Genomic DNA, 20,605 nt, shown 5'->3' with positions numbered 1-20,605 from the left:
ATGGGCTCCGGCAAGTCCACGGTGGGCGCGCTCCTGGCCGAGCTGGTCGGCGCGCCCTACCGGGACACCGACGCCGACATCGTCGCCGCCGAGGGCCGCGAGATCGCGGACATCTTCATCGAGGACGGCGAAGAGCACTTCCGCGCCCTCGAACGGGAAGCCGTACGGGCCGCGGTCGCCGAGCACGAGGGTGTCCTCGCGCTCGGCGGCGGCGCGATCCTCGACCCGGGCACCCGCGAGCTGCTCGGCGGACTGCCCGTCGTCTATCTCTCGATGGACGTCGAAGAGGCCGTCCGACGCGTCGGCCTCAACACCGCGCGGCCGCTGCTCGCCGTCAACCCGCGCCGCCAGTGGCGCGAGATGATGGAAGCGCGCCGCCACCTCTACACCGAAGTCGCCCGGGTGGTCGTGGCCACCGAGGGCCGCACGCCCGAAGAGGTCGCGGACGCGGTCCTCGACGCTCTGGAGTTGAAGAAGGACGTATGACGGACCAGGAAGTGACCCGAATCCAGGTAGGCGGTTCGGCGGGCACGGATCCGTACGAGGTGCTGGTCGGGCGGCAGTTGCTGGGTGAGCTGCCGGCCCTGATCGGGACCAAGGCCAAGCGCGTCGCCGTGATCCACCCCGAGGCGCTGGCCGAGACGGGCGAGGCCCTGCGGGCCGACCTCGCCGACCAGGGCTTCGAGGCCGTCGCCATCCAGGTGCCGAACGCCGAGGAGGCCAAGACCGCCGAGGTCGCCGCGTACTGCTGGAAGGCGCTGGGACAGACCGGCTTCACCCGCACCGACGTCATCGTCGGGGTGGGCGGTGGCGCGACCACCGACCTGGCCGGTTTCGTGGCGGCGACCTGGCTGCGGGGCGTGCGCTGGATCGCCGTGCCGACGACCGTGCTCGCCATGGTCGACGCGGCCGTCGGCGGCAAGACGGGGATCAACACCGCCGAGGGCAAGAACCTGGTCGGTGCCTTCCACCCGCCGGCCGGGGTGCTGTGCGACCTCGCGGCCCTCGACTCGCTCCCCGTCCACGACTACGTCAGCGGGCTGGCGGAGATCATCAAGGCCGGCTTCATCGTCGACCCGGTGATCCTCGACCTCATCGAGGAGGACCCGCAGGCCGCGCGCACGCCGACCGGCCCGCACACCGCCGAGCTGCTCGTGCGCTCGATCCGGGTCAAGGCCGAGGTCGTCTCCGGTGATCTGAAGGAGTCGGGCCGCAGGGAGATCCTGAACTACGGTCACACCCTGGCCCACGCCATCGAGAAGAACGAGCGGTACAAGTGGCGGCACGGGGCCGCCGTCTCCGTCGGCATGGTGTTCGCGGCCGAACTGGGCCGGCTCGCGGGCCGGCTGGACGACGCGACCGCCGACCGGCACCGCACGGTCCTGGAGTCGGTCGGTCTGCCCCTCACCTACCGGGGCGACCAGTGGCCGAAGCTGCTGGAGACCATGAAGGTCGACAAGAAGTCCCGGGGCGACCTGCTCCGCTTCATCGTCCTGGACGGTCTCGGCAAGCCCACCGTCCTCGAAGGCCCCGACCCCGCCGTTCTCGTCGCCGCCTACGGCGAGGTGTCCGCGTGAGCGATCTGCGCCACGTCCTCGTCCTGAACGGCCCGAACCTCGGCCGCCTGGGCTCCCGCGAGCCCGACATCTACGGCGCCACGTCGTACAAGGGGCTGGTGGAGTCCTGCCGCTCCCTGGGCGAGGAGCTCGGCTTCGACGTCGAGGTCCGGGAGACCAACGACGAGGGCGAGATGATCCGCTGGCTCCACGAGGCCGCGGACGGTTCGGTGCCGGTCGTGATGAACCCAGGGGCCTTCACCCACTACTCGTACGGAATGCGCGACGCGGCCGCCCAGCGGACCGCGCCGCTGATCGAGGTGCACATCTCGAACCCGTACACCCGGGAGGAATTCCGGCACACCTCGGTCGTCGCCGCCGTGGCGACCGGGACCGTCGCCGGTTTCGGCATCGGCTCCTACCGGCTCGCCCTGCGGGCGCTGGCGGAGGAAGTCACCGGCTGACGACATCCGGACACGGCGCCCGGTCAGGGCACCTTCGACCGCCCCCGGCCGTTCCCCCTGCGGGGGCCGGGGGCGGTAACGTACCCGGAAGTATCGGCCGTACGAGACGGAGTGGCACCGGATGCAGCACGCGATGGGGGCTCCGTTGCCGCCGCCCGAACCCTCGGGCTGGACGCCCGCCACCGGCCGACCCCCCGTGCCCCCGGTGCCGCCCACGGCACAGGGCGGCCACCAGGCACCGCACCCGCACCCGCACCCCGTTCCGCCGGGCGCGCCCCCGGCCGCCCCGCCGGCCCCGGGCGCGGCCGCACCGTACTCCTCGCCGCCCGCCCCGGGCTGGGGCGCTCCGGGCATGGCCGGGCACCCGGGACAGCCCGCGTCGCCGTCGCACGACACCACCGGACACGTACCGCTGCCGCCCGTCGCCGTCCCCGCTCCGCCGCACGCCGAGCCCGGCACCGGCGCGGCGACCCTGGCCGTGCTGCTCATCGGCCCCGCAGGCGCGGGCAAGACGACCGTCGCCCGCCACTGGGCCGCGCGCCGCCGCGTGCCCACCGCCCACATCAGCCTCGACGACGTCCGCGAATGGGTCTGCTCCGGCTTCGCCGACCCCCAGTCGGGATGGAACGAGCACTCCGAGGCGCAGTATCGTCTCGCCCGCCGCACCTGCGGCTTCGCCGCCCGCAACTTCCTGGCCAACGGGATCTCCTGCATCCTCGACGACGCCGTCTTCCCCGACCGGCCCGTCGTCGGCCTCGGCGGCTGGAAGAGGCACGTCGGCCCGGGGCTGCTTCCGGTCGTCCTGCTGCCCGGCCTTGAGATCGTCCTGGAGCGCAACGCCGAGCGCAGCGGCAACCGGCGGCTCTCCGACGAGGAGGTCGCGTCCATACACGGCCGGATGGCCGGCTGGTACGGCTCCGGCCTGCCGATCATCGACAACTCGACGTACGACGTCGAGACCACCGCCCGCGTCCTCGACGAGGTGCTGGCCCGTTCGCTGGCGAGCCCGCCCTCCTGGTGACGGCTCGAAGCGGCCGCCGGTGGCCCGGTCGGCCGCGCTGAGCGGGCCGGGACGCCCGGCCCCTCGTAGGCTCGGAACATGTCACAGGTGTTTGCGGACCGCCGGGTACGGCTGCGCGACCGGTGCGCGGCGGCCGGCAGCCAGGCGGCCCTGGTCTCCCGCCCTGCCAACGTCCGCTATCTCGCGGGCGGTTCGCCGACCGGCGCCGTCCTCCTGCTCGGCCCGGACGAGGACGTGCTGCTCTGCCCCACCGCGCCCGGCACCGATCCGGCCGACGGGCGGCTCGACGAGCAGCTCCGCCAGGCGGTGCTGCCCGTGGCCGGCGGGGATCCCGCGGTCGCGGCCGTCGACTTCGCCCGCAAGGCCGGCGCGGAGGCCCTTGCCGTGGAGGAGCACCATCTGACCGTGGCCCGCCACCGTGCGATGGGCTCCGTCGCCCCGCAGCTCCAGCTCGCCGATCTCGGCGGAGCCGTCGAGCAGCTGAGGATCGTCAAGGACGAGGACGAGATCGCCTGTCTGCGGATCGCCGCCGAGATCGCCGACCAGGCGCTCGGGGAGCTCCTCGAATCCATCCTGGTGGGCCGGACCGAGCGGCACCTCGCGCTGGAGCTGGAGCGGCGGCTCGTCGACCACGGCGCGGACGGCGCCGCGTTCCCGACCTCCGTCGCCACCGGCCCGAACTCCGGCCGCGGGGGCCACAAACCCTCGGATCGCCGCGTCGAGGAGGGAGATTTCCTCTCCGTCTGCCTCGGCGCCACCTACCGCGGCTACCGTTGCGAGATCGGCCGTACCTTCGTCATCGGCACGACCCCCGCGGACTGGCAGATCGAGCTGTACGACGTCGTCTTCGCCGCTCAGCGGGCCGGCCGGGAGTCCCTCGTCCCCGGCGCCGCGTACCGCGACGTGGACCGCGCGGCCCGCCAGATCCTGGACGCCGCGGGCCACGGCGAGGCCGTTCCGTCGGTCATCGGGCACGGTGTCGGCCTCGAAATCGACGAGGACCCGCAGCTCGCACCCGCGGCCATGGGTAAACTGGACGCTTGTGTGCCGGTCACCGTCGAACCGGGGGTCCACCTCCCGGGCCGGGGCGGGGTCCGGATCGATGACACGCTCGTCGTGCGCCAGGAGGCGGACGGCGGACCCGAGCTACTCACCATTACGACCAAGGAGCTGCTCGCGCTGTAAGGCGCGTACGCCTCTCTGGTCCCACGTCAGTCCAGGAGATTCCGCAACCGTGGCTTCCACGAACGACCTCAAGAACGGCATGGTGCTCAAGCTCGACGGGGACCAGCTCTGGTCCGTCGTCGAGTTCCAGCACGTCAAGCCCGGCAAGGGCCCGGCCTTCGTGCGCACCAAGCTCAAGAACGTCATGTCCGGCAAGGTCGTCGACAAGACCTTCAACGCGGGCGTGAAGGTCGAGACGGCCACCATCGACCGCCGCGACATGCAGTTCTCGTACATGGACGGCGACTACTTCGGCTTCATGGACATGCAGACGTACGACCAGCTGCACGTCGACCGCAAGGCCGTCGGCGACGCCGCCAACTTCCTGATCGAGGGCTTCACCGCCTCGGTCGCGCAGCACGAGGGCGCGGTGCTCTACGTCGAGCTTCCGGCCGCCGTCGAGCTGACCATCCAGCACACCGACCCCGGCGTCCAGGGCGACCGCTCCACCGGCGGCACCAAGCCGGCGACGCTGGAGACCGGTCACGAGATCCAGGTCCCGCTCTTCATCACCACCGGTGAGAAGATCAAGGTCGACACCCGCACGAGCGACTACCTCGGCCGGGTGAACAGCTAACCGTGGCTGCCCGCAGCAACGCCCGTAAGCGCGCCTTCCAGATCCTCTTCGAGGCCGACCAGCGCGGCGCGTCCGTGCAGCAGGTCCTCGCTGACTGGGTCCGGCACGCCCGGTCCGACGACCGCCAGCCGGCGGTCAGCGAGTTCACGATGCAGCTGGTCGAGGGGTACGCGGACCACGCGAACCGGATCGACGAGCTCATCGCCACCTACGCGGTGGACTGGGACCTGGACCGGATGCCGGTCGCCGACCGGAACATCGTGCGCCTCGGCGCGTACGAACTGATCTGGCTGGACGAGACGCCGGACGCCGTGGCGATCGACGAGGCCGTGCAGCTCGCCAAGGAGTTCTCCACGGACGAGTCGCCGACCTTCGTCAACGGCCTGCTGGCCCGCTTCAAGGACCTGAAGCCGCGCCTGCGCCGGGACGCCTGAGCGGCCCGCAGACACGCCGAAGGGGCCCGCAGCACTCTCCTGTGCCGCGGGCCCCTTCGGCGTCTCTGGCGGGCCTGTGGAGCACGAGAAACCGCCGGGGCGGGGAGGTCCGAAGACCGTCCCCGCCCCGGCGGCAACGTTTCTGCTCAGCTCTGCTCAGCTGTCCTCGTGGGCGACCGCACGCCGCGCGTCCGCGTCGAGAACACCCCAGCTGATGAGCTGCTCGGTCAGGACCGAGGGCGACTGGTCGTAGATGACGGCGAGCGTGCGCAGGTCGTCCTGGCGGATCGACAGCACCTTGCCGTTGTAGTCGCCGCGCTGCGACTGGATCGTCGCCGCGTAGCGCTGGAGCGGGCCGGCCTTCTCCTGCGGGACGTGGGCCAGGCGCTCCAGGTCGAGGACGAGCTTCGGCGGCGGCTCGGCGGCCCCGCCCGGGGTCGTCCCCGGCAGGAGCTCCTGCACCGGGACGCCGTAGAAGTCCGCGAGCTCGGCGAGGCGCTGCACCGTCACGGCGCGGTCACCACGCTCGTACGAGCCGACCACGACGGCCTTCCAGCGGCCCTGGGACTTCTCTTCCACACCGTGGAGGGAAAGGCCCTGCTGGGTGCGGATGGCACGGAGCTTGGCCCCGAGCTGCTTTGCGTATTCGCTGGACATATAGCTCCCCGGACGCTGGACGCTGTGGACAACGTGCGGCTCCGCCGCGTGGCTGGTAACTCACTGTGAGGTTACGCAGCGTTACTCTTTCCCGTCAAGCCGAATGGTCCATACCGGCCCCTCCCGGGGGACGGCGCCCGGAGTGGCGCCGGGGTGGTGAGCGGCGGAGTCACCCGCCCCTGGTAGAGTCGATGGCGCAATTCCGACGTCCTTTAAGAACCGTCCTGTGAGGCGGAGAAGGAGGTCCGTTTCATATGGACACACAGCAGCACTCCGATGCGGCACGCCCGGTTCTCGAGGGCCCCGACATCGCGCGGGTCCTGACCCGCATCGCCCACGAGATCGTCGAGCGCGCCAAGGGCGCCGACGACGTGGTTCTCCTCGGCATCCCGACGCGCGGCGTCTTCCTCGCCCGCCGACTGGCCGACAAGCTCGCCGAGATCACCGGCCGCAAGATCCCGGTCGGCTCCCTCGACATCACCATGTACCGCGACGACCTGCGGATGAAGCCCGCCCGCGCCCTCGGCCGCACCGAGATCCCCGGTGACGGCGTCGACGACCGCCTGGTCGTCCTGGTCGACGACGTGCTCTTCTCCGGCCGCACCATCCGCGCCGCGCTCGACGCGCTCGGCGACATCGGCCGCCCCCGCGCCGTCCAGCTCGCGGTCCTCGTCGACCGCGGCCACCGCGAGCTGCCGATCCGCGCCGACTACGTCGGCAAGAACCTGCCCACGTCGCTGCGCGAGACGGTCAAGGTCCAGCTCGCCGAGGAGGACGGTCGCGACACCGTGCTGCTCGGCAGCAAGACCACCGCCTAGCCGGTCCGGCAACCCGACGGGTCCAGGGCACACCCCTGCGTGCCCGCACCCCGACGGGCCCCTCGGGGCACCCCCAGGCCTCACACCTCCCGACCACGGAGCACACCCCGATGATGCGTCACCTCATCTCGGCCGCCGACCTCACCCGCGACGACGCCGTCCTCATCCTCGACACCGCCGAGGAGATGGCCCGGGTGGCCGACCGGCCGATCAAGAAGCTGCCCACCCTGCGCGGCCGGACCATCTGCAACCTCTTCTTCGAGGACTCCACCCGGACCCGGATCTCCTTCGAGGCCGCCGAGAAGCGCCTCTCCGCCGACGTGATCAACTTCGCGGCCAAGGGCTCCAGCGTCTCCAAGGGCGAGTCGCTCAAGGACACCGCCCAGACCCTGGAGGCGATGGGCGTCGACGCCGTCGTCATCCGCCACGGCGCCTCCGGCGCCCCGTACCGGCTCGCCACCTCCGGCTGGATCGACGCCCCCGTCATCAACGCGGGCGACGGCACCCACCAGCACCCGACCCAGGCTTTGCTCGACGCCTTCACCATGCGCCGCCGGCTCGTCGGCCGTGACGCGGGCCTCGGCCAGGACCTCGCGGGCAAGCGCATCACGCTCGTCGGCGACGTCCTGCACAGCCGGGTCGCCCGCTCCAACGTCGACCTGCTGCACACCCTCGGCGCCGAGGTCACCCTGGTGGCCCCGCCGACCCTGGTCCCCGTCGGCGTCGAGACCTGGCCCTGCGACATCAGCTACGACCTGGACAGCGTGCTGCCGAAGTCCGACGCGGTCATGATGCTGCGTGTGCAGCGCGAGCGGATGAACGCGGCCTTCTTCCCGACCGAGCGCGAGTACTCGCGGCGGTACGGGCTCGACGGCGAGCGGATGGCGAGGATGCCCGAGCACGCCATCGTGATGCACCCCGGCCCGATGGTCCGCGGCATGGAGATCACCGCCGAGGTCGCCGACTCCGACCGCTGCACGGTCGTCGAGCAGGTCGCCAACGGCGTCTCCGTCCGGATGGCCGTCCTGTACCTGCTTCTGGGCGGCAACGAGCCCGCCGTCACCCACGCCCGTACCGAGGAGACCAAGTAACCATGAGCAAGATCCTTATCCGCGGTGCCAAGGTGCTGGGCGGCGAGGCCCACGACGTCCTGATCGACGGCGAGACCATCGCCCAGGTCGGTACGGGACTGTCCGCCGAGGGCGCGACCGTGATCGAGGCCGAGGGGCAGATCCTCCTCCCCGGCCTGGTCGACCTCCACACCCATCTGCGCGAGCCCGGCCGTGAGGACTCCGAGACCGTCCTCACCGGCACCCGCGCCGCCGCCTCCGGCGGCTACACCGCCGTCTTCGCCATGGCCAACACCTTCCCGGTCGCCGACACCGCCGGTGTCGTCGAGCAGGTCTACCGGCTCGGCAAGGAGTCCGGCTACTGCGACGTGCAGCCCATCGGCGCCGTCACCGTCGGCCTGGAGGGCAAGAAGCTCGCCGAGCTCGGCGCCATGCACGACTCCGCCGCCGGCGTCACCGTCTTCTCCGACGACGGCAAGTGCGTCGACGACGCCGTGATGATGCGCCGCGCCCTGGAGTACGTGAAGGCCTTCGGCGGCGTCGTCGCCCAGCACGCCCAGGAGCCCCGCCTCACCGAGGGCGCCCAGATGAACGAGGGTGTGGTCTCCGCCGAGCTGGGCCTCGGGGGCTGGCCCGCCGTGGCCGAGGAGTCGATCATCGCCCGCGACGTGCTGCTCGCCGAGCACGTCGGCTCCCGCGTCCACATCTGCCACCTCTCCACCGCCGGCTCGGTCGAGATCGTCCGCTGGGCCAAGTCCCGCGGCATCGACGTCACCGCCGAGGTCACGCCGCACCACCTGCTCCTGACCGACGAGATGGTGCGCTCGTACAACCCCGTCTACAAGGTCAACCCGCCGCTCCGAACCGAGCGTGACGTGATGGCGCTCCGCGAGGCCCTGGCCGACGGAACCATCGACATCGTCGCCACCGACCACGCCCCGCACCCGCACGAGGACAAGGACTGCGAGTGGGCCGCGGCCGCCATGGGCATGGTCGGCCTGGAGACCGCGCTCTCCGTCGTCCAGCAGACGATGGTCGAGACCGGACTGCTCGACTGGGCCGGCGTCGCCGACCGGATGAGCGTCAAGCCCGCGCGGATCGGGCAGGCCACCGGCCACGGACGCCCCGTCTCGGCTGGTGAGCCCGCCAACCTGACCCTGGTCGATCCGGCATACCGTGGTCTCGTGGACCCCGCGGGCTTCGCCTCCCGCAGCCGCAACACCCCCTACGAGGGCCGCGAACTGCCGGGACGCATCACCCACACCTTCCTGCGGGGCCGGGCGACGCTCGTGGACGGGAAGCTGGCGTGACACCTGCACTCATCAATCTGGCGGCCGAGGCCGGCCTGGCCGCCGAGAAGAAGTCGGCGGAGGTGACCGACTGGGCCGGAAGGCTCGGCTGGGTCGCCGGACTGCTGCTCTTCGTCGCCTTCGTCTACTGGCTGATGCGCCAGGGATGGAAGTGGCGCGGCAGCCTCCAGTCCGACCTGCCCGAGCTGCCGGGAATGCCCGAGCGGGCCGGTGCGGCGACACTGACCCTGAGCGGGCGGTACCACGGCTCGACCACGGCCGGACAGTGGCTCGACCGGATCGTCGCCCACGGCCTCGGCGCCCGCAGCCGCGTCGAGCTCACCCTCACGGACGCGGGGATCGAGGTCGTACGCCCCGGGGCGAACGACTTCCTGATCCCGACCGAGGCCCTCCGTGAGGCCCGGCTCGACAAGGGCATCGCGGGCAAGGTCCTCGCCGAGGGCGGGCTGCTGATCGTCACGTGGGCGCACGGCGAGAAGCTCCTCGACTCCGGCTTCCGGTCCGACCGGGCGGCGGAGCACACCACCTGGGTCGAGACCCTGAACAGCAAGATCAAGACGACGGAAGGCACCGCACGATGACGACCTCCACCAGGGGAACGAAGGTTCCCGCCGTACTCGTCCTGGAGGACGGCCGCATCTTCCGCGGTCGCGCCTACGGGGCCGTGGGGGAGACCTTCGGCGAGGCCGTGTTCTCCACCGGCATGACCGGCTACCAGGAGACCCTCACCGACCCGTCGTACCACCGCCAGGTCGTCGTGATGACCGCCCCGCACGTGGGCAACACCGGCGTCAACGACGAGGACCCCGAGTCCTCCCGTATCTGGGTCTCCGGCTACGTCGTCCGCGACCCCGCCCGCGTCTCCTCCAACTGGCGCGCCAAGCGCTCGCTGGACGAGGAGCTCGCCGCCCAGGGCGTCGTCGGCATCTCCGGCATCGACACCCGCGCCCTCACCCGCCACCTGCGCGAGAGCGGCGCCATGCGCGTCGGCATCTTCTCCGGCGACGCCTGGACGGGCGTACGGGACGAGGCGCTGCTCGCCAAGGTGCAGGCCGCCCCGCAGATGAAGGGCGCGAACCTCTCCGCCGAGGTCGCCACCAAGGAGACGTACGTCGTCCCCGCGATCGGCACGAAGAAGTTCACCGTCGCCGCCGTCGACCTGGGCATCAAGGGCATGACCCCGCACCGCATGGCCGAGCGCGGCATCGAGGTCCACGTCCTGCCCGCCACCGCCACCGCCGACGACGTGTACGCGGTGAACCCGGACGGCGTGTTCTTCTCCAACGGCCCGGGCGACCCGGCCACCGCCGACCACCCGGTCTCCGTCATGCAGGCCGTCCTGGAGCGCAGGACGCCGCTCTTCGGCATCTGCTTCGGCAACCAGATCCTCGGCCGCGCCCTCGGCTTCGGCACGTACAAGCTGAAGTACGGCCACCGCGGCATCAACCAGCCCGTGCAGGACCGTACGACCGGCAAGGTCGAGGTCACCGCGCACAACCACGGCTTCGCCGTGGACGCGCCCCTCGACAAGGTCTCCGAGACCCCCTACGGCCGCGCCGAGGTCTCGCACGTCTGCCTGAACGACAACGTCGTGGAAGGCCTCCAGCTGCTCGACCAGCCGGCCTTCTCCGTCCAGTACCACCCCGAGGCGGCCGCGGGCCCGCACGACGCCGCGTACCTCTTCGACCGCTTCGTATCCCTGATGGAGGCCGAGCGTGCCTAAGCGCACCGATATCCAGTCCGTCCTGGTCATCGGCTCCGGCCCGATCGTCATCGGCCAGGCCGCCGAGTTCGACTACTCCGGGACCCAGGCCTGCCGCATCCTCAAGGCCGAGGGCCTGCGGGTCATCCTGGTCAACTCCAACCCGGCCACGATCATGACCGACCCGGAGATCGCCGACGCCACGTACGTCGAGCCGATCACCCCCGAGTTCGTCGAGAAGATCATCGCCAAGGAGCGCCCCGACGCCCTCCTGCCCACCCTCGGTGGCCAGACCGCGCTCAACACCGCGATCTCCATGCACGAGCAGGGCGTCCTGGAGAAGTACGGCGTCGAGCTCATCGGCGCCAACGTGGAGGCCATCCACAAGGGCGAGGACCGCGACCTCTTCAAGGGCGTCGTCGAGGCCGTCAAGGGCAAGATCGGCTACGGCGAGTCCGCCCGCTCGGTCATCTGCCACTCGATGGACGACGTGCTCAAGGGCGTCGAGACCCTCGGCGGCTACCCCGTCGTCGTCCGCCCCTCCTTCACGATGGGCGGCGCCGGCTCCGGCTTCGCCCACGACGAGGACGAGCTGCGCCGCATCGCCGGCCAGGGCCTCACGCTCTCCCCGACCACCGAGGTGCTCCTGGAGGAGTCCATCCTCGGCTGGAAGGAGTACGAGCTGGAGCTGATGCGCGACAAGGCCGACAACGTCGTGGTCGTCTGCTCCATCGAGAACTTCGACCCGATGGGCGTCCACACCGGTGACTCGATCACCGTCGCCCCGGCGATGACGCTGACCGACCGCGAGTACCAGCGGCTGCGCGACATCGGCATCGCGATCATCCGCGAGGTCGGCGTCGACACCGGCGGCTGCAACATCCAGTTCGCCATCAACCCGGACGACGGCCGGGTCATCGTCATCGAGATGAACCCGCGCGTCTCCCGCTCGTCCGCCCTCGCCTCCAAGGCGACCGGCTTCCCGATCGCGAAGATCGCGGCCCGTCTCGCCGTCGGCTACACGCTGGACGAGATCCCGAACGACATCACGGAGAAGACCCCGGCGTCCTTCGAGCCCACGCTCGACTACGTCGTGGTCAAGGCCCCGCGCTTCGCCTTCGAGAAGTTCCCGCAGGCCGACTCCACCCTCACCACCACGATGAAGTCGGTCGGCGAGGCCATGGCCATCGGCCGTAACTTCACCGAGGCGCTCCAGAAGGCCCTGCGCTCCCTGGAGAAGAAGGGCTCGCAGTTCGCCTTCACCGGCGAGCCCGGCGACAAGGCCGAGCTGCTGCGCGAGGCGGTCCGCCCGACCGACGGCCGCATCAACACGGTCATGCAGGCCATCCGCGCCGGAGCCACCCCCGAGGAGGTCTTCGAGGCGACCAAGATCGACCCCTGGTTCGTCGACCAGCTCTTCCTCATCAAGGAGATCGCCGACGACCTGGCCGCCGCCGAGAAGCTCGACCCCGAGCTGCTCGCCGACGCCAAGCGCCACGGCTTCTCCGACGCCCAGATCGCCGAGATCCGCGGTCTGCGCGAGGACGTCGTCCGCGAGGTCCGGCACGCCCTCGGTGTCCGCCCGGTCTACAAGACGGTCGACACCTGCGCCGCCGAGTTCGCCGCCAAGACCCCGTACTTCTACTCCTCGTACGACGAGGAGAGCGAGGTCGCCCCGCGCGAGAAGCCCGCCGTGATCATCCTGGGCTCCGGCCCGAACCGCATCGGCCAGGGCATCGAGTTCGACTACTCCTGCGTCCACGCCTCCTTCGCGCTCAGCGACGCCGGCTACGAGACCGTGATGGTCAACTGCAACCCCGAGACGGTCTCCACGGACTACGACACCTCCGACCGCCTCTACTTCGAGCCGCTCACGCTCGAGGACGTGCTGGAGATCGTCCACGCCGAGACGCTGGCCGGACCCGTCGCCGGTGTCGTCGTCCAGCTCGGCGGCCAGACCCCGCTCGGCCTCGCCCAGGCCCTCAAGGACAACGGCGTACCGGTCGTCGGCACCTCCCCGGAGGCCATCCACGCCGCCGAGGACCGCGGCGCCTTCGGTCAGGTCCTCGCCGAGGCCGGCCTGCCCGCGCCCAAGCACGGCACCGCGACCACCTTCGCCGGGGCCAAGGCCATCGCCGACGAGATCGGCTACCCCGTCCTCGTACGCCCCTCGTACGTGCTCGGCGGCCGCGGCATGGAGATCGTCTACGACGAGACCCGCCTGGAGTCGTACATCGCCGAATCCACCGAGATCAGCCCCACCCGGCCGGTCCTGGTCGACCGCTTCCTCGACGACGCCATCGAGATCGACGTCGACGCCCTCTACGACGGCGAGGAGCTCTACCTCGGCGGCGTCATGGAGCACATCGAGGAGGCCGGTATCCACTCCGGCGACTCGGCCTGCGCCCTGCCCCCGATCACCCTCGGCGGCTTCGACATCAAGCGCCTGCGCACCTCCACGGAGGCCATCGCCAAGGGCGTCGGCGTGCGCGGACTGATCAACATCCAGTTCGCCATGGCCGGTGACATCCTCTACGTCCTGGAGGCCAACCCGCGCGCCTCCCGGACCGTCCCCTTCACCTCGAAGGCGACCGCCGTCCCGCTCGCGAAGGCCGCCGCCCGCATCTCGCTGGGCGCCACCATCGCGGAGCTGCGCGCCGAAGGCCTGCTGCCGAAGAACGGCGACGGCGGCACCCTGCCGCTCGACGCGCCGATCTCCGTCAAGGAGGCCGTGATGCCGTGGACCCGCTTCCGCGACATCCACGGCCGCGGCGTGGACACCGTCCTCGGCCCGGAGATGCGCTCCACCGGCGAGGTCATGGGCATCGACTCCGTCTTCGGCACGGCCTACGCCAAGTCGCAGGCCGGCGCCTACGGCCCGCTGCCCACCAAGGGCCGCGCGTTCGTCTCGGTGGCCAACCGCGACAAGCGCTCGATGATCTTCCCGGCGCGCGAGCTGGTCGCCCACGGCTTCGAGCTGCTCGCCACCTCCGGCACCGCCGAGGTCCTCAGGCGCAACGGCATCAGCGCCACCGTCGTGCGCAAGCTCAGCGAGGGCGAGGGCCCCGGCGGCGAGAAGACGATCGTCCAGCTGATCCACGACGGCCAGGTCGACCTCATCGTCAACACCCCGTACGGCACCGGTGGCCGCCTCGACGGCTACGAGATCCGTACGGCCGCCGTCTCGCGCGGCGTCCCGTGCCTCACCACGGTCCAGGCGCTCGCCGCCGCCGTCCAGGGCATCGAGGCGCTCGGCCACGGCGACGTGGGCGTCCGCTCGCTCCAGGAACACGCGGAACACCTGATCGCGGCCCGCGACTAGCCACCCACGAGGGGGACACCGGAAACGGTGTCCCCCTCTTGCTGAGGACACTCCACATGTACACGTTCTTCTTCACCGTCGTCTTCAAGCGGATGGACCCCGAGCGGGCCCACTACCTGGCCTTCCGCTGGATCCGCCTGGCCGCCCGCGTCCCGGTGCTCCGCACCTTCGTCGCCGCCGTCCTCGCGCCCCGGTACAAGGAGCTGCGCACCGAGGCGCTCGGCCTGCGGATGCACGGCCCCTTCGGCCTCGCGGCCGGCTTCGACAAGAACGCCGTCGCCATCGACGGCATGTCGATGCTCGGCTTCGACCATGTCGAGATCGGCACGGTCACCGGCGAGGCGCAGCCCGGCAACCCCAAGAAGCGCCTCTTCCGGCTGGTCCCGGACCGCGCCCTGATCAACCGCATGGGCTTCAACAACGAGGGCTCCGCCGCCGTCGCCGAGCGGCTCCACGCGCGCGTGCCGGTCTTCAAGACCGTCGTCGGCGTCAACATCGGCAAGACCAAGGTCGTCCCGGAGGCCGAGGCCGCCGCCGACTACGTGAAGTCCACCGAGCGCCTCGCCCGGCATGCCGACTACCTCGTCGTCAACGTCTCCTCGCCGAACACCCCGGGCCTGCGGAACCTCCAGGCCACCGAGTCCCTGCGCCCGCTGCTCACGGCGGTACGCGAGGCGGCCGACCGGTCCGTCACGGGCCGCCGCGTCCCGCTCCTGGTCAAGATCGCCCCCGACCTCGCCGACGAGGACGTCGACGCCGTCGCCGACCTGGCCCTGGAGCTCGGCCTCGACGGCATCATCGCCACCAACACCACGATCGCCCGCGAGGGCCTCGGCCTGAAGTCCGACCCGGCCCTGGTCAAGGAGACCGGCGGTCTCTCCGGCGCCCCCGTCAAGGAGCGCTCCCTCGCCGTGCTGAGGCGCCTGCACGCGCGCGTGGGCGACCGGCTCGTCCTCGTGGGCGTCGGCGGCATCGAGAACGCCGAGGACGCCTGGCAGCGCATCCTGGCCGGCGCCACGCTCATCCAGGGCTACAGCGCCTTCATCTACGAGGGCCCGTTCTACGCCCGCGCGATCCACAAGGGCCTCGCGGCGCGCCTCGCCGCCTCCCCCTACGCCACCCTCGCCGAGGCCGTCGGCGCCGACAACCGAAAGGCCGCAGCCAAGTGACTCTCTCCTTCGGAACCCGTCTGCGCTCGGCCATGGACGAGCGCGGCCCGCTCTGCGTCGGCATCGACCCGCACGCCGCCCTCCTCGACTCCTGGGGCCTCGGCGACGACATCGCGGGCCTGGAGCGCTTCACGTTCACGGTCGTCGAGGCGCTCGCGGAGACCGTCGCCGTCTTCAAGCCGCAGGCCGCGTTCTTCGAGCGCTTCGGCTCCCGCGGCATCGCCGTCCTGGAGCGCGCCGTCGCCGATCTGCGCGCCGCGGGCGGGCTGGTGGTGATGGACGCCAAGCGCGGCGACATCGGCTCCACCATGGCCGCGTACGCCGAGGCCTTCCTCCGCAAGGACTCCCCGCTCTTCTCGGATGCGCTGACGGTCTCGCCGTACCTCGGCTACGGCTCCCTGAAGCCGGCCGTCGACCTGGCCCGGGAGAGCGGCGCCGGCCTCTTCGTCCTCGCCCTGACCTCCAACCCGGAGGGCGCGGAGGTCCAGCGGGCGGTCCGCGAGGACGGCCGGACCATCGGCGCGACCATGCTGGCCCACCTGGCCGAGGAGAACGCGGGGGAGACGCCCATGGGCTCCTTCGGCGCGGTCGTCGGCGCCACGCTGGGCGACCTGTCCTCCTTCGACCTGGACATCAACGGGCCCCTCCTGGCCCCCGGCCTCGGTGCCCAGGGCGCGAGCCCGGCCGACCTTCCCGCGGTCTTCGGCGCGGCGGTCCGCAACGTGGTCCCGAACGTCAGCCGGGGCGTCCTGAAGCACGGTCCGGACGCCGCCGCCCTGCGCGCCTCGGCGGAGCGCTACGCGACCGAAATCCGGGAGGCCGTCACCGGTTGACGGGTCTGCAGACCCCCGCCGGACCAATCCGCAGGTGAGGGCCGTCTCACTCCTTGACAAGATCCTTACGCAAATCCCGGTCGTTATGACCGAAAAGTCCTGGTCGGTCGATGCTGACCAGGACTTTTCGCTTGTTCTCGCTGACTGGAGAGACATTGGCCGCTAGTCTCCGGGGCAGAGTCAGCGTTCAACGTTCCCTGCGTTGTTCGTTGCTCCATGGTGTGGGGCGACCAGGTTCCTCACCGGTCCGTATCCGACAGTTCGACATCCGAGGTGACGTAGGCGTGGCTCTTCCGCCCCTTACCCCTGAACAGCGCGCAGCCGCGCTCGAAAAGGCCGCCGCGGCTCGCCGGGAGCGGGCCGAGGTCAAGAATCGACTCAAGCACTCCGGCGCCTCCCTCCACGAGGTCATCAAGCAGGGCCAGGAGAACGACGTCATCGGCAAGATGAAGGTCTCCGCGCTGCTGGAGTCCCTGCCCGGCGTGGGCAAGGTCCGCGCCAAGCAGATCATGGAGCGACTCGGCATCTCCGAGAGCCGGCGCGTGCGCGGGCTCGGTTCCAACCAGATCGCCTCCCTGGAGCGCGAGTTCGGCTCCACCGGCGCCTGAGACGGGTCTGCCGTCCCAGGCACCCCCGTAAAGCTGGAATAATCGCTGCATGGCAGCAGAGGTACGTCCGCGGCTGACCGTGCTCTCCGGCCCCTCCGGGGTGGGTAAGAGCACGGTCGTCGCTCATATGCGCAAGGTCCACCCCGAGGTCTGGCTCTCGGTGTCGGCCACGACACGAAAGCCGCGCCCCGGCGAGAAGCACGGTGTCCAGTACTTCTTCGTCACGGACGACGAATTCGACAAGCTGGTCGCCAACGGGGAACTCCTCGAATGGGCCGAGTTCGCGGGCAACCGCTACGGCACGCCGCGTCAGGCCGTCCTGGAGCGGCTGGAGGCCGGCGAGCCGGTCCTCCTGGAGATCGACCTCCAGGGCGCCCGGCAGGTCAAGGACTCCATGAAGGAATCCCAGCTGGTCTTCCTGGCCCCGCCGAGCTGGGACGAACTGGTCCGCCGGCTCACCGGCCGCGGCACCGAGTCGCCCGAGGTCATCGAGCGCCGGCTGGAGGCCGCCAAGATCGAACTGGCCGCCGAGACGGAGTTCGACACCACCCTGGTCAACACCTCCGTCGAGGACGTGGCCCGTGAGCTGCTAGCCTTGATGAACGTTGTTTGATCATTTTCTGATCGCCTGGATCTGATCACCCGGATCAGCCCACCCAGAAGTTTCTTCGGAAGGCAAGAGAGTGTCCTCTTCCATCACCGCGCCCGAGGGCATCATCAACCCCCCGATCGACGAGCTGCTCGAGGCCACCGACTCGAAGTACAGCCTCGTGATCTACGCGGCCAAGCGCGCGCGCCAGATCAACGCGTACTACTCGCAGCTCGGCGAGGGCCTGCTCGAGTACGTCGGTCCGCTCGTCGACACCCACGTCCACGAGAAGCCGCTCTCGATCGCCCTGCGCGAGATCAACGCGGGTCTGCTGACCTCCGAGGCCATCGAGGGCCCGGCTCAGTAAGCGCGACATTTCTCACCACAGGCCCGGCGGAACATCCGCCGGGCCTGTGGTGTCTGATGGAGGCGTACGCATCCGAGTACGCATCGACATGCGGGGAGTGGCAGTGGTGACCAAGCCGAAGGTCGTTCTGGGCGTCAGCGGCGGCATCGCCGCGTACAAGGCCTGTGAGCTGCTCCGGCGGCTGACGGAGTCCGGCCACGACGTACGGGTCGTTCCGACCGCCTCCGCGCTGAACTTCGTCGGCGCCGCGACCTGGTCCGCCCTCTCCGGCAACCCCGCCTCCACCGAGGTGTGGGAGTCCGTCCACGAGGTCCCCCACGTCCGCATCGGGCAGGGCGCCGACCTCGTCGTCGTGGCCCCCGCCACCGCGGACATGCTCGCCAAGGCCGCTCACGGGCTCGCCGACGACCTCCTGACGAACACCCTGCTCACGGCCCGCTGTCCGGTCGTCTTCGCCCCGGCGATGCACACCGAGATGTGGGAGCACCCCGCCACCCAGGAGAACGTCGCCACCCTGCGCCGCCGCGGCGCGGTCGTCATCGAACCCGCCGTCGGCCGGCTGACCGGCGTCGACACCGGCAAGGGCCGGCTGCCCGACCCGGGCGAGATCTTCGAGGTCTGCCGACGGATCCTCGCCCGGGGCACGGCCGCCCCCGACCTCGTCGGCCGCCACGTCGTCGTCAGCGCGGGCGGCACCCGCGAGCCCCTCGACCCGGTCCGCTACCTGGGCAACCGTTCCTCCGGCAAGCAGGGCTACGCCCTCGCCAGGGCCGCCGCCGCCCGGGGCGCCCGGGTCACGCTCGTCGAGGCCAACACCGGCATCCCCGACCCGGCCGGGGTCGACGTCGTCCACGTCGGCACCGCCGTCCAGCTGCGCGAGGCCGTCCTCAAGGCCGCGGCCGACGCCGACGCCGTCGTGATGGCCGCCGCCGTGGCCGACTTCCGCCCCGCCGTGTACGCGACCGGCAAGATCAAGAAGCGGGACGACGTCGAGGCGCCCGTCGTGGAGCTGGTCCGCAACCCCGACATCCTCGCCGAGATCTCCGCCGACCGTGCCCTGCCCGGCCAGGTCGTCGTGGGCTTCGCCGCCGAGACCGACGACGTGCTCGCCAACGGTCGCGAGAAGCTCCGCCGCAAGGGCTGTGACCTGCTCGTGGTCAACGAGGTGGGCGAGCGCAAGACCTTCGGCTCCGAGGAGAACGAGGCCGTCGTCCTCGCGGCCGACGGCTCCGACACGCCCGTACCGTACGGGCCGAAGGAAGCCCTCGCCGAAACGGTCTGGGACCTCGTCGCACCACGTCTGCGGACCCTTCCCGCGGAGAATTCGGGGAAATCTCACTCCCGGCCGGATTTCACCGTCCCGGCCGAGTGAATCCGCCGGGATTCCCGTCCTTCCGGGCCAGGAGAATGGGTGTGCGTGAGGCGGGTGGGGCCGGATTCGGCGATCTCAGGGCTCCCACCTTGCGAGACACCTGGCCCAATGCCTGATGACGCCCGATAGACTGTTCTCGGTACGACGCGGGGCGCAGCCCCCTGCCGTCCGACATTGTTCAGCCAGCAGCCGCTGCAACCCCAGGGAGCATTGTGTCCCGTCGTCTGTTCACTTCGGAGTCCGTGACCGAAGGTCACCCCGACAAGATCGCTGACCAGATCAGCGACACCATTCTCGACGCGCTGCTGCGCGAGGACCCCACGTCCCGCGTCGCCGTCGAGACCCTGATCACCACCGGCCTCGTGCACGTCGCCGGTGAGGTCACCACGAAGGCGTGGGCCGACATCCCCACCCTCGTACGGAACAAGATCCTCGAGATCGGGTACGACTCCTCGAAGAAGGGCTTCGACGGCGCGTCCTGCGGCGTCTCGGTCTCCATCGGGTCGCAGTCCCCGGACATCGCGCAGGGCGTCGACACGGCGTACGAGAAGCGCGTCGAGGGCGACGAGGACGAGCTGGACAAGCAGGGCGCCGGCGACCAGGGCCTGATGTTCGGCTACGCGTCGGACGAGACCCCCGAGCTCATGCCGCTCCCGATCTACCTCGCGCACCGGCTCTCCCGCCGGCTGACCGAGGTCCGCAAGAACGGGACCATCCCGTACCTGCGCCCCGACGGCAAGACCCAGGTCACCATCGAGTACGACGGCGACAAGGCCGTCCGCCTCGACACGGTCGTGGTCTCCTCGCAGCACGCCTCGGACATCGACCTGGAGTCGCTGCTCGCGCCCGACATCCGCGAGTTCGTCGTCGAGCACGTCCTGAAGCAGCTCGTCGAGGACGGCATCAAGCTCGACACCGACGGCTACCGCCTGCTGGTCAACCCGACCGGCCGCTTCGAGATCGGCGGCCCGATGGGCGACGCCGGCCTCACCGGCCGCAAGATCATCATCGACACCTACGGCGGCATGGCCCGCCACGGCGGCGGCGCCTTCTCCGGCAAGGACCCGTCCAAGGTCGACCGCTCGGCCGCCTACGCCATGCGCTGGGTCGCCAAGAACGTCGTGGCCGCGGGCCTCGCCTCGCGCTGCGAGGTCCAGGTCGCGTACGCGATCGGCAAGGCCGAGCCCGTCGGCCTGTTCGTCGAGACCTTCGGCACGAACACGGTCGAGAACGAGAAGATCGAGAACGCCATCGGCGAGGTCTTCGACCTCCGCCCGGCCGCGATCATCCGCGACCTCGACCTGCTCCGCCCGATCTACGCCCAGACGGCGGCGTACGGCCACTTCGGCCGCGAGCTGCCCGACTTCACCTGGGAGCGGACGGACCGCGTGGACGCGCTGAAGAAGGCCGCGGGCCTGTAGGCCGCGCCTGCTTCGCCTGATCGGAAGCCCGGCACCCTTCGGGGGAGCCGGGCTTCCGCATGTCCGGGATGCCGGGGATCCGGCCGGGGAC

Annotated in this window: 21 protein-coding genes; 20 read left to right on the top strand and 1 reads right to left on the bottom strand. The window is 70.9% G+C overall.

The features are described 5' to 3' along the window. The 7 genes from ACWF79_RS25310 to nusB all read left to right on the top strand — a co-directional run bounded on the left by ACWF79_RS25310 (nt 1) and on the right by nusB (nt 5,276). Complete coding sequence (locus tag ACWF79_RS25310) at nt 1-486, top strand: shikimate kinase (RefSeq protein WP_453730442.1); 486 nt, start codon at nt 1-3, stop codon at nt 484-486. Continuing rightward, entirely contained in the window at nt 483-1,577 is a 1,095-nt protein-coding gene (gene aroB, locus ACWF79_RS25305) for a 3-dehydroquinate synthase (protein WP_453730422.1), read from the top strand. Before ACWF79_RS25310 ends, aroB begins: the two co-directional genes overlap by 4 nt. Before the next feature lie 5 nt (nt 1,578-1,582). After that, a complete protein-coding gene (aroQ, locus tag ACWF79_RS25300; protein WP_453730441.1) occupies nt 1,583-2,020 on the top strand; it encodes a type II 3-dehydroquinate dehydratase in 438 nt (145 codons plus the stop codon). Nucleotides 2,021-2,141: 121 nt separating this feature from the next. Further along, nucleotides 2,142-3,041: an AAA family ATPase gene (locus ACWF79_RS25295; protein ID WP_453730421.1), complete on the top strand. Its 900-nt coding sequence runs from the start codon at nt 2,142-2,144 to the stop codon at nt 3,039-3,041. A gap of 78 nt (nt 3,042-3,119) precedes the next feature. Continuing rightward, entirely contained in the window at nt 3,120-4,226 is a 1,107-nt protein-coding gene (locus ACWF79_RS25290) for an aminopeptidase P family protein (protein ID WP_453730420.1), read from the top strand. Nucleotides 4,227-4,275: 49 nt separating this feature from the next. Continuing rightward, nucleotides 4,276-4,842: an elongation factor P gene (efp, locus tag ACWF79_RS25285; RefSeq protein WP_453730419.1), complete on the top strand. Its 567-nt coding sequence runs from the start codon at nt 4,276-4,278 to the stop codon at nt 4,840-4,842. Between the two features lie 2 nt (nt 4,843-4,844). After that, nucleotides 4,845-5,276: a transcription antitermination factor NusB gene (gene nusB / locus ACWF79_RS25280; protein ID WP_361966709.1), complete on the top strand. Its 432-nt coding sequence runs from the start codon at nt 4,845-4,847 to the stop codon at nt 5,274-5,276. A gap of 156 nt (nt 5,277-5,432) precedes the next feature. Here the strand turns inward: nusB and bldD are convergent, their stop codons facing one another. Then, nucleotides 5,433-5,933, bottom strand: coding sequence for a transcriptional regulator BldD (gene bldD / locus ACWF79_RS25275; protein WP_030214967.1), 501 nt, complete (start codon nt 5,931-5,933; stop codon nt 5,433-5,435). A gap of 254 nt (nt 5,934-6,187) precedes the next feature. On the opposite strand from bldD, the gene pyrR reads away from it, so the two are divergent. The 13 genes from pyrR to metK all read left to right on the top strand — a co-directional run bounded on the left by pyrR (nt 6,188) and on the right by metK (nt 20,514). After that, nucleotides 6,188-6,751, top strand: coding sequence for a bifunctional pyr operon transcriptional regulator/uracil phosphoribosyltransferase PyrR (gene pyrR / locus ACWF79_RS25270; protein ID WP_453730418.1), 564 nt, complete (start codon nt 6,188-6,190; stop codon nt 6,749-6,751). A gap of 110 nt (nt 6,752-6,861) precedes the next feature. Beyond that, complete coding sequence (locus ACWF79_RS25265) at nt 6,862-7,842, top strand: aspartate carbamoyltransferase catalytic subunit (protein ID WP_453730417.1); 981 nt, start codon at nt 6,862-6,864, stop codon at nt 7,840-7,842. Between the two features lie 2 nt (nt 7,843-7,844). Continuing rightward, entirely contained in the window at nt 7,845-9,131 is a 1,287-nt protein-coding gene (locus ACWF79_RS25260) for a dihydroorotase (RefSeq protein WP_453730416.1), read from the top strand. Then, nucleotides 9,128-9,712 carry a PH-like domain-containing protein gene (locus ACWF79_RS25255; protein ID WP_453730415.1) on the top strand — a complete coding sequence of 195 codons (585 nt, stop codon included), beginning with the start codon at nt 9,128-9,130 and terminating at the stop codon, nt 9,710-9,712. The genes ACWF79_RS25260 and ACWF79_RS25255 overlap by 4 nt, the downstream gene beginning before the upstream one ends. Next, nucleotides 9,709-10,854: a glutamine-hydrolyzing carbamoyl-phosphate synthase small subunit gene (gene carA / locus ACWF79_RS25250; protein WP_453730414.1), complete on the top strand. Its 1,146-nt coding sequence runs from the start codon at nt 9,709-9,711 to the stop codon at nt 10,852-10,854. The genes ACWF79_RS25255 and carA overlap by 4 nt, the downstream gene beginning before the upstream one ends. Next, nucleotides 10,847-14,155, top strand: coding sequence for a carbamoyl-phosphate synthase large subunit (gene carB, locus ACWF79_RS25245; RefSeq protein ID WP_453730413.1), 3,309 nt, complete (start codon nt 10,847-10,849; stop codon nt 14,153-14,155). Before carA ends, carB begins: the two co-directional genes overlap by 8 nt. A 56-nt stretch (nt 14,156-14,211) precedes the next feature. After that, entirely contained in the window at nt 14,212-15,324 is a 1,113-nt protein-coding gene (locus tag ACWF79_RS25240) for a quinone-dependent dihydroorotate dehydrogenase (RefSeq protein ID WP_453730412.1), read from the top strand. Beyond that, on the top strand, nt 15,321-16,157 hold the full coding sequence (pyrF, locus tag ACWF79_RS25235) for an orotidine-5'-phosphate decarboxylase (RefSeq protein ID WP_453730411.1): 837 nt from the start codon (nt 15,321-15,323) through the stop codon (nt 16,155-16,157). The genes ACWF79_RS25240 and pyrF overlap by 4 nt, the downstream gene beginning before the upstream one ends. A gap of 284 nt (nt 16,158-16,441) precedes the next feature. Next, nucleotides 16,442-16,765 carry an integration host factor gene (locus ACWF79_RS25230; protein ID WP_026246651.1) on the top strand — a complete coding sequence of 108 codons (324 nt, stop codon included), beginning with the start codon at nt 16,442-16,444 and terminating at the stop codon, nt 16,763-16,765. Between the two features lie 49 nt (nt 16,766-16,814). Next, entirely contained in the window at nt 16,815-17,378 is a 564-nt protein-coding gene (gmk, locus tag ACWF79_RS25225; RefSeq protein ID WP_453730410.1) for a guanylate kinase, read from the top strand. Between the two features lie 70 nt (nt 17,379-17,448). After that, nucleotides 17,449-17,721, top strand: coding sequence for a DNA-directed RNA polymerase subunit omega (gene rpoZ, locus ACWF79_RS25220; RefSeq protein WP_005319902.1), 273 nt, complete (start codon nt 17,449-17,451; stop codon nt 17,719-17,721). An 88-nt stretch (nt 17,722-17,809) separates the two neighbouring features. After that, the gene (gene coaBC, locus ACWF79_RS25215) at nt 17,810-19,093 is read left to right on the top strand and encodes a bifunctional phosphopantothenoylcysteine decarboxylase/phosphopantothenate--cysteine ligase CoaBC (RefSeq protein ID WP_453730409.1); all 1,284 of its coding nucleotides are present in this window, start codon (nt 17,810-17,812) and stop codon (nt 19,091-19,093) included. A 212-nt stretch (nt 19,094-19,305) separates the two neighbouring features. Then, entirely contained in the window at nt 19,306-20,514 is a 1,209-nt protein-coding gene (gene metK / locus ACWF79_RS25210) for a methionine adenosyltransferase (protein WP_361968607.1), read from the top strand. The last annotated feature ends 91 nt before the right edge of the window (nt 20,515-20,605 follow it).

The sequence above is a fragment of the Streptomyces sp. NPDC054975 genome (assembly GCF_053609105.1).
Note: the sequence above shows the minus strand (reverse complement) of the source record. Positions and strands in the feature narration are given on the sequence as shown.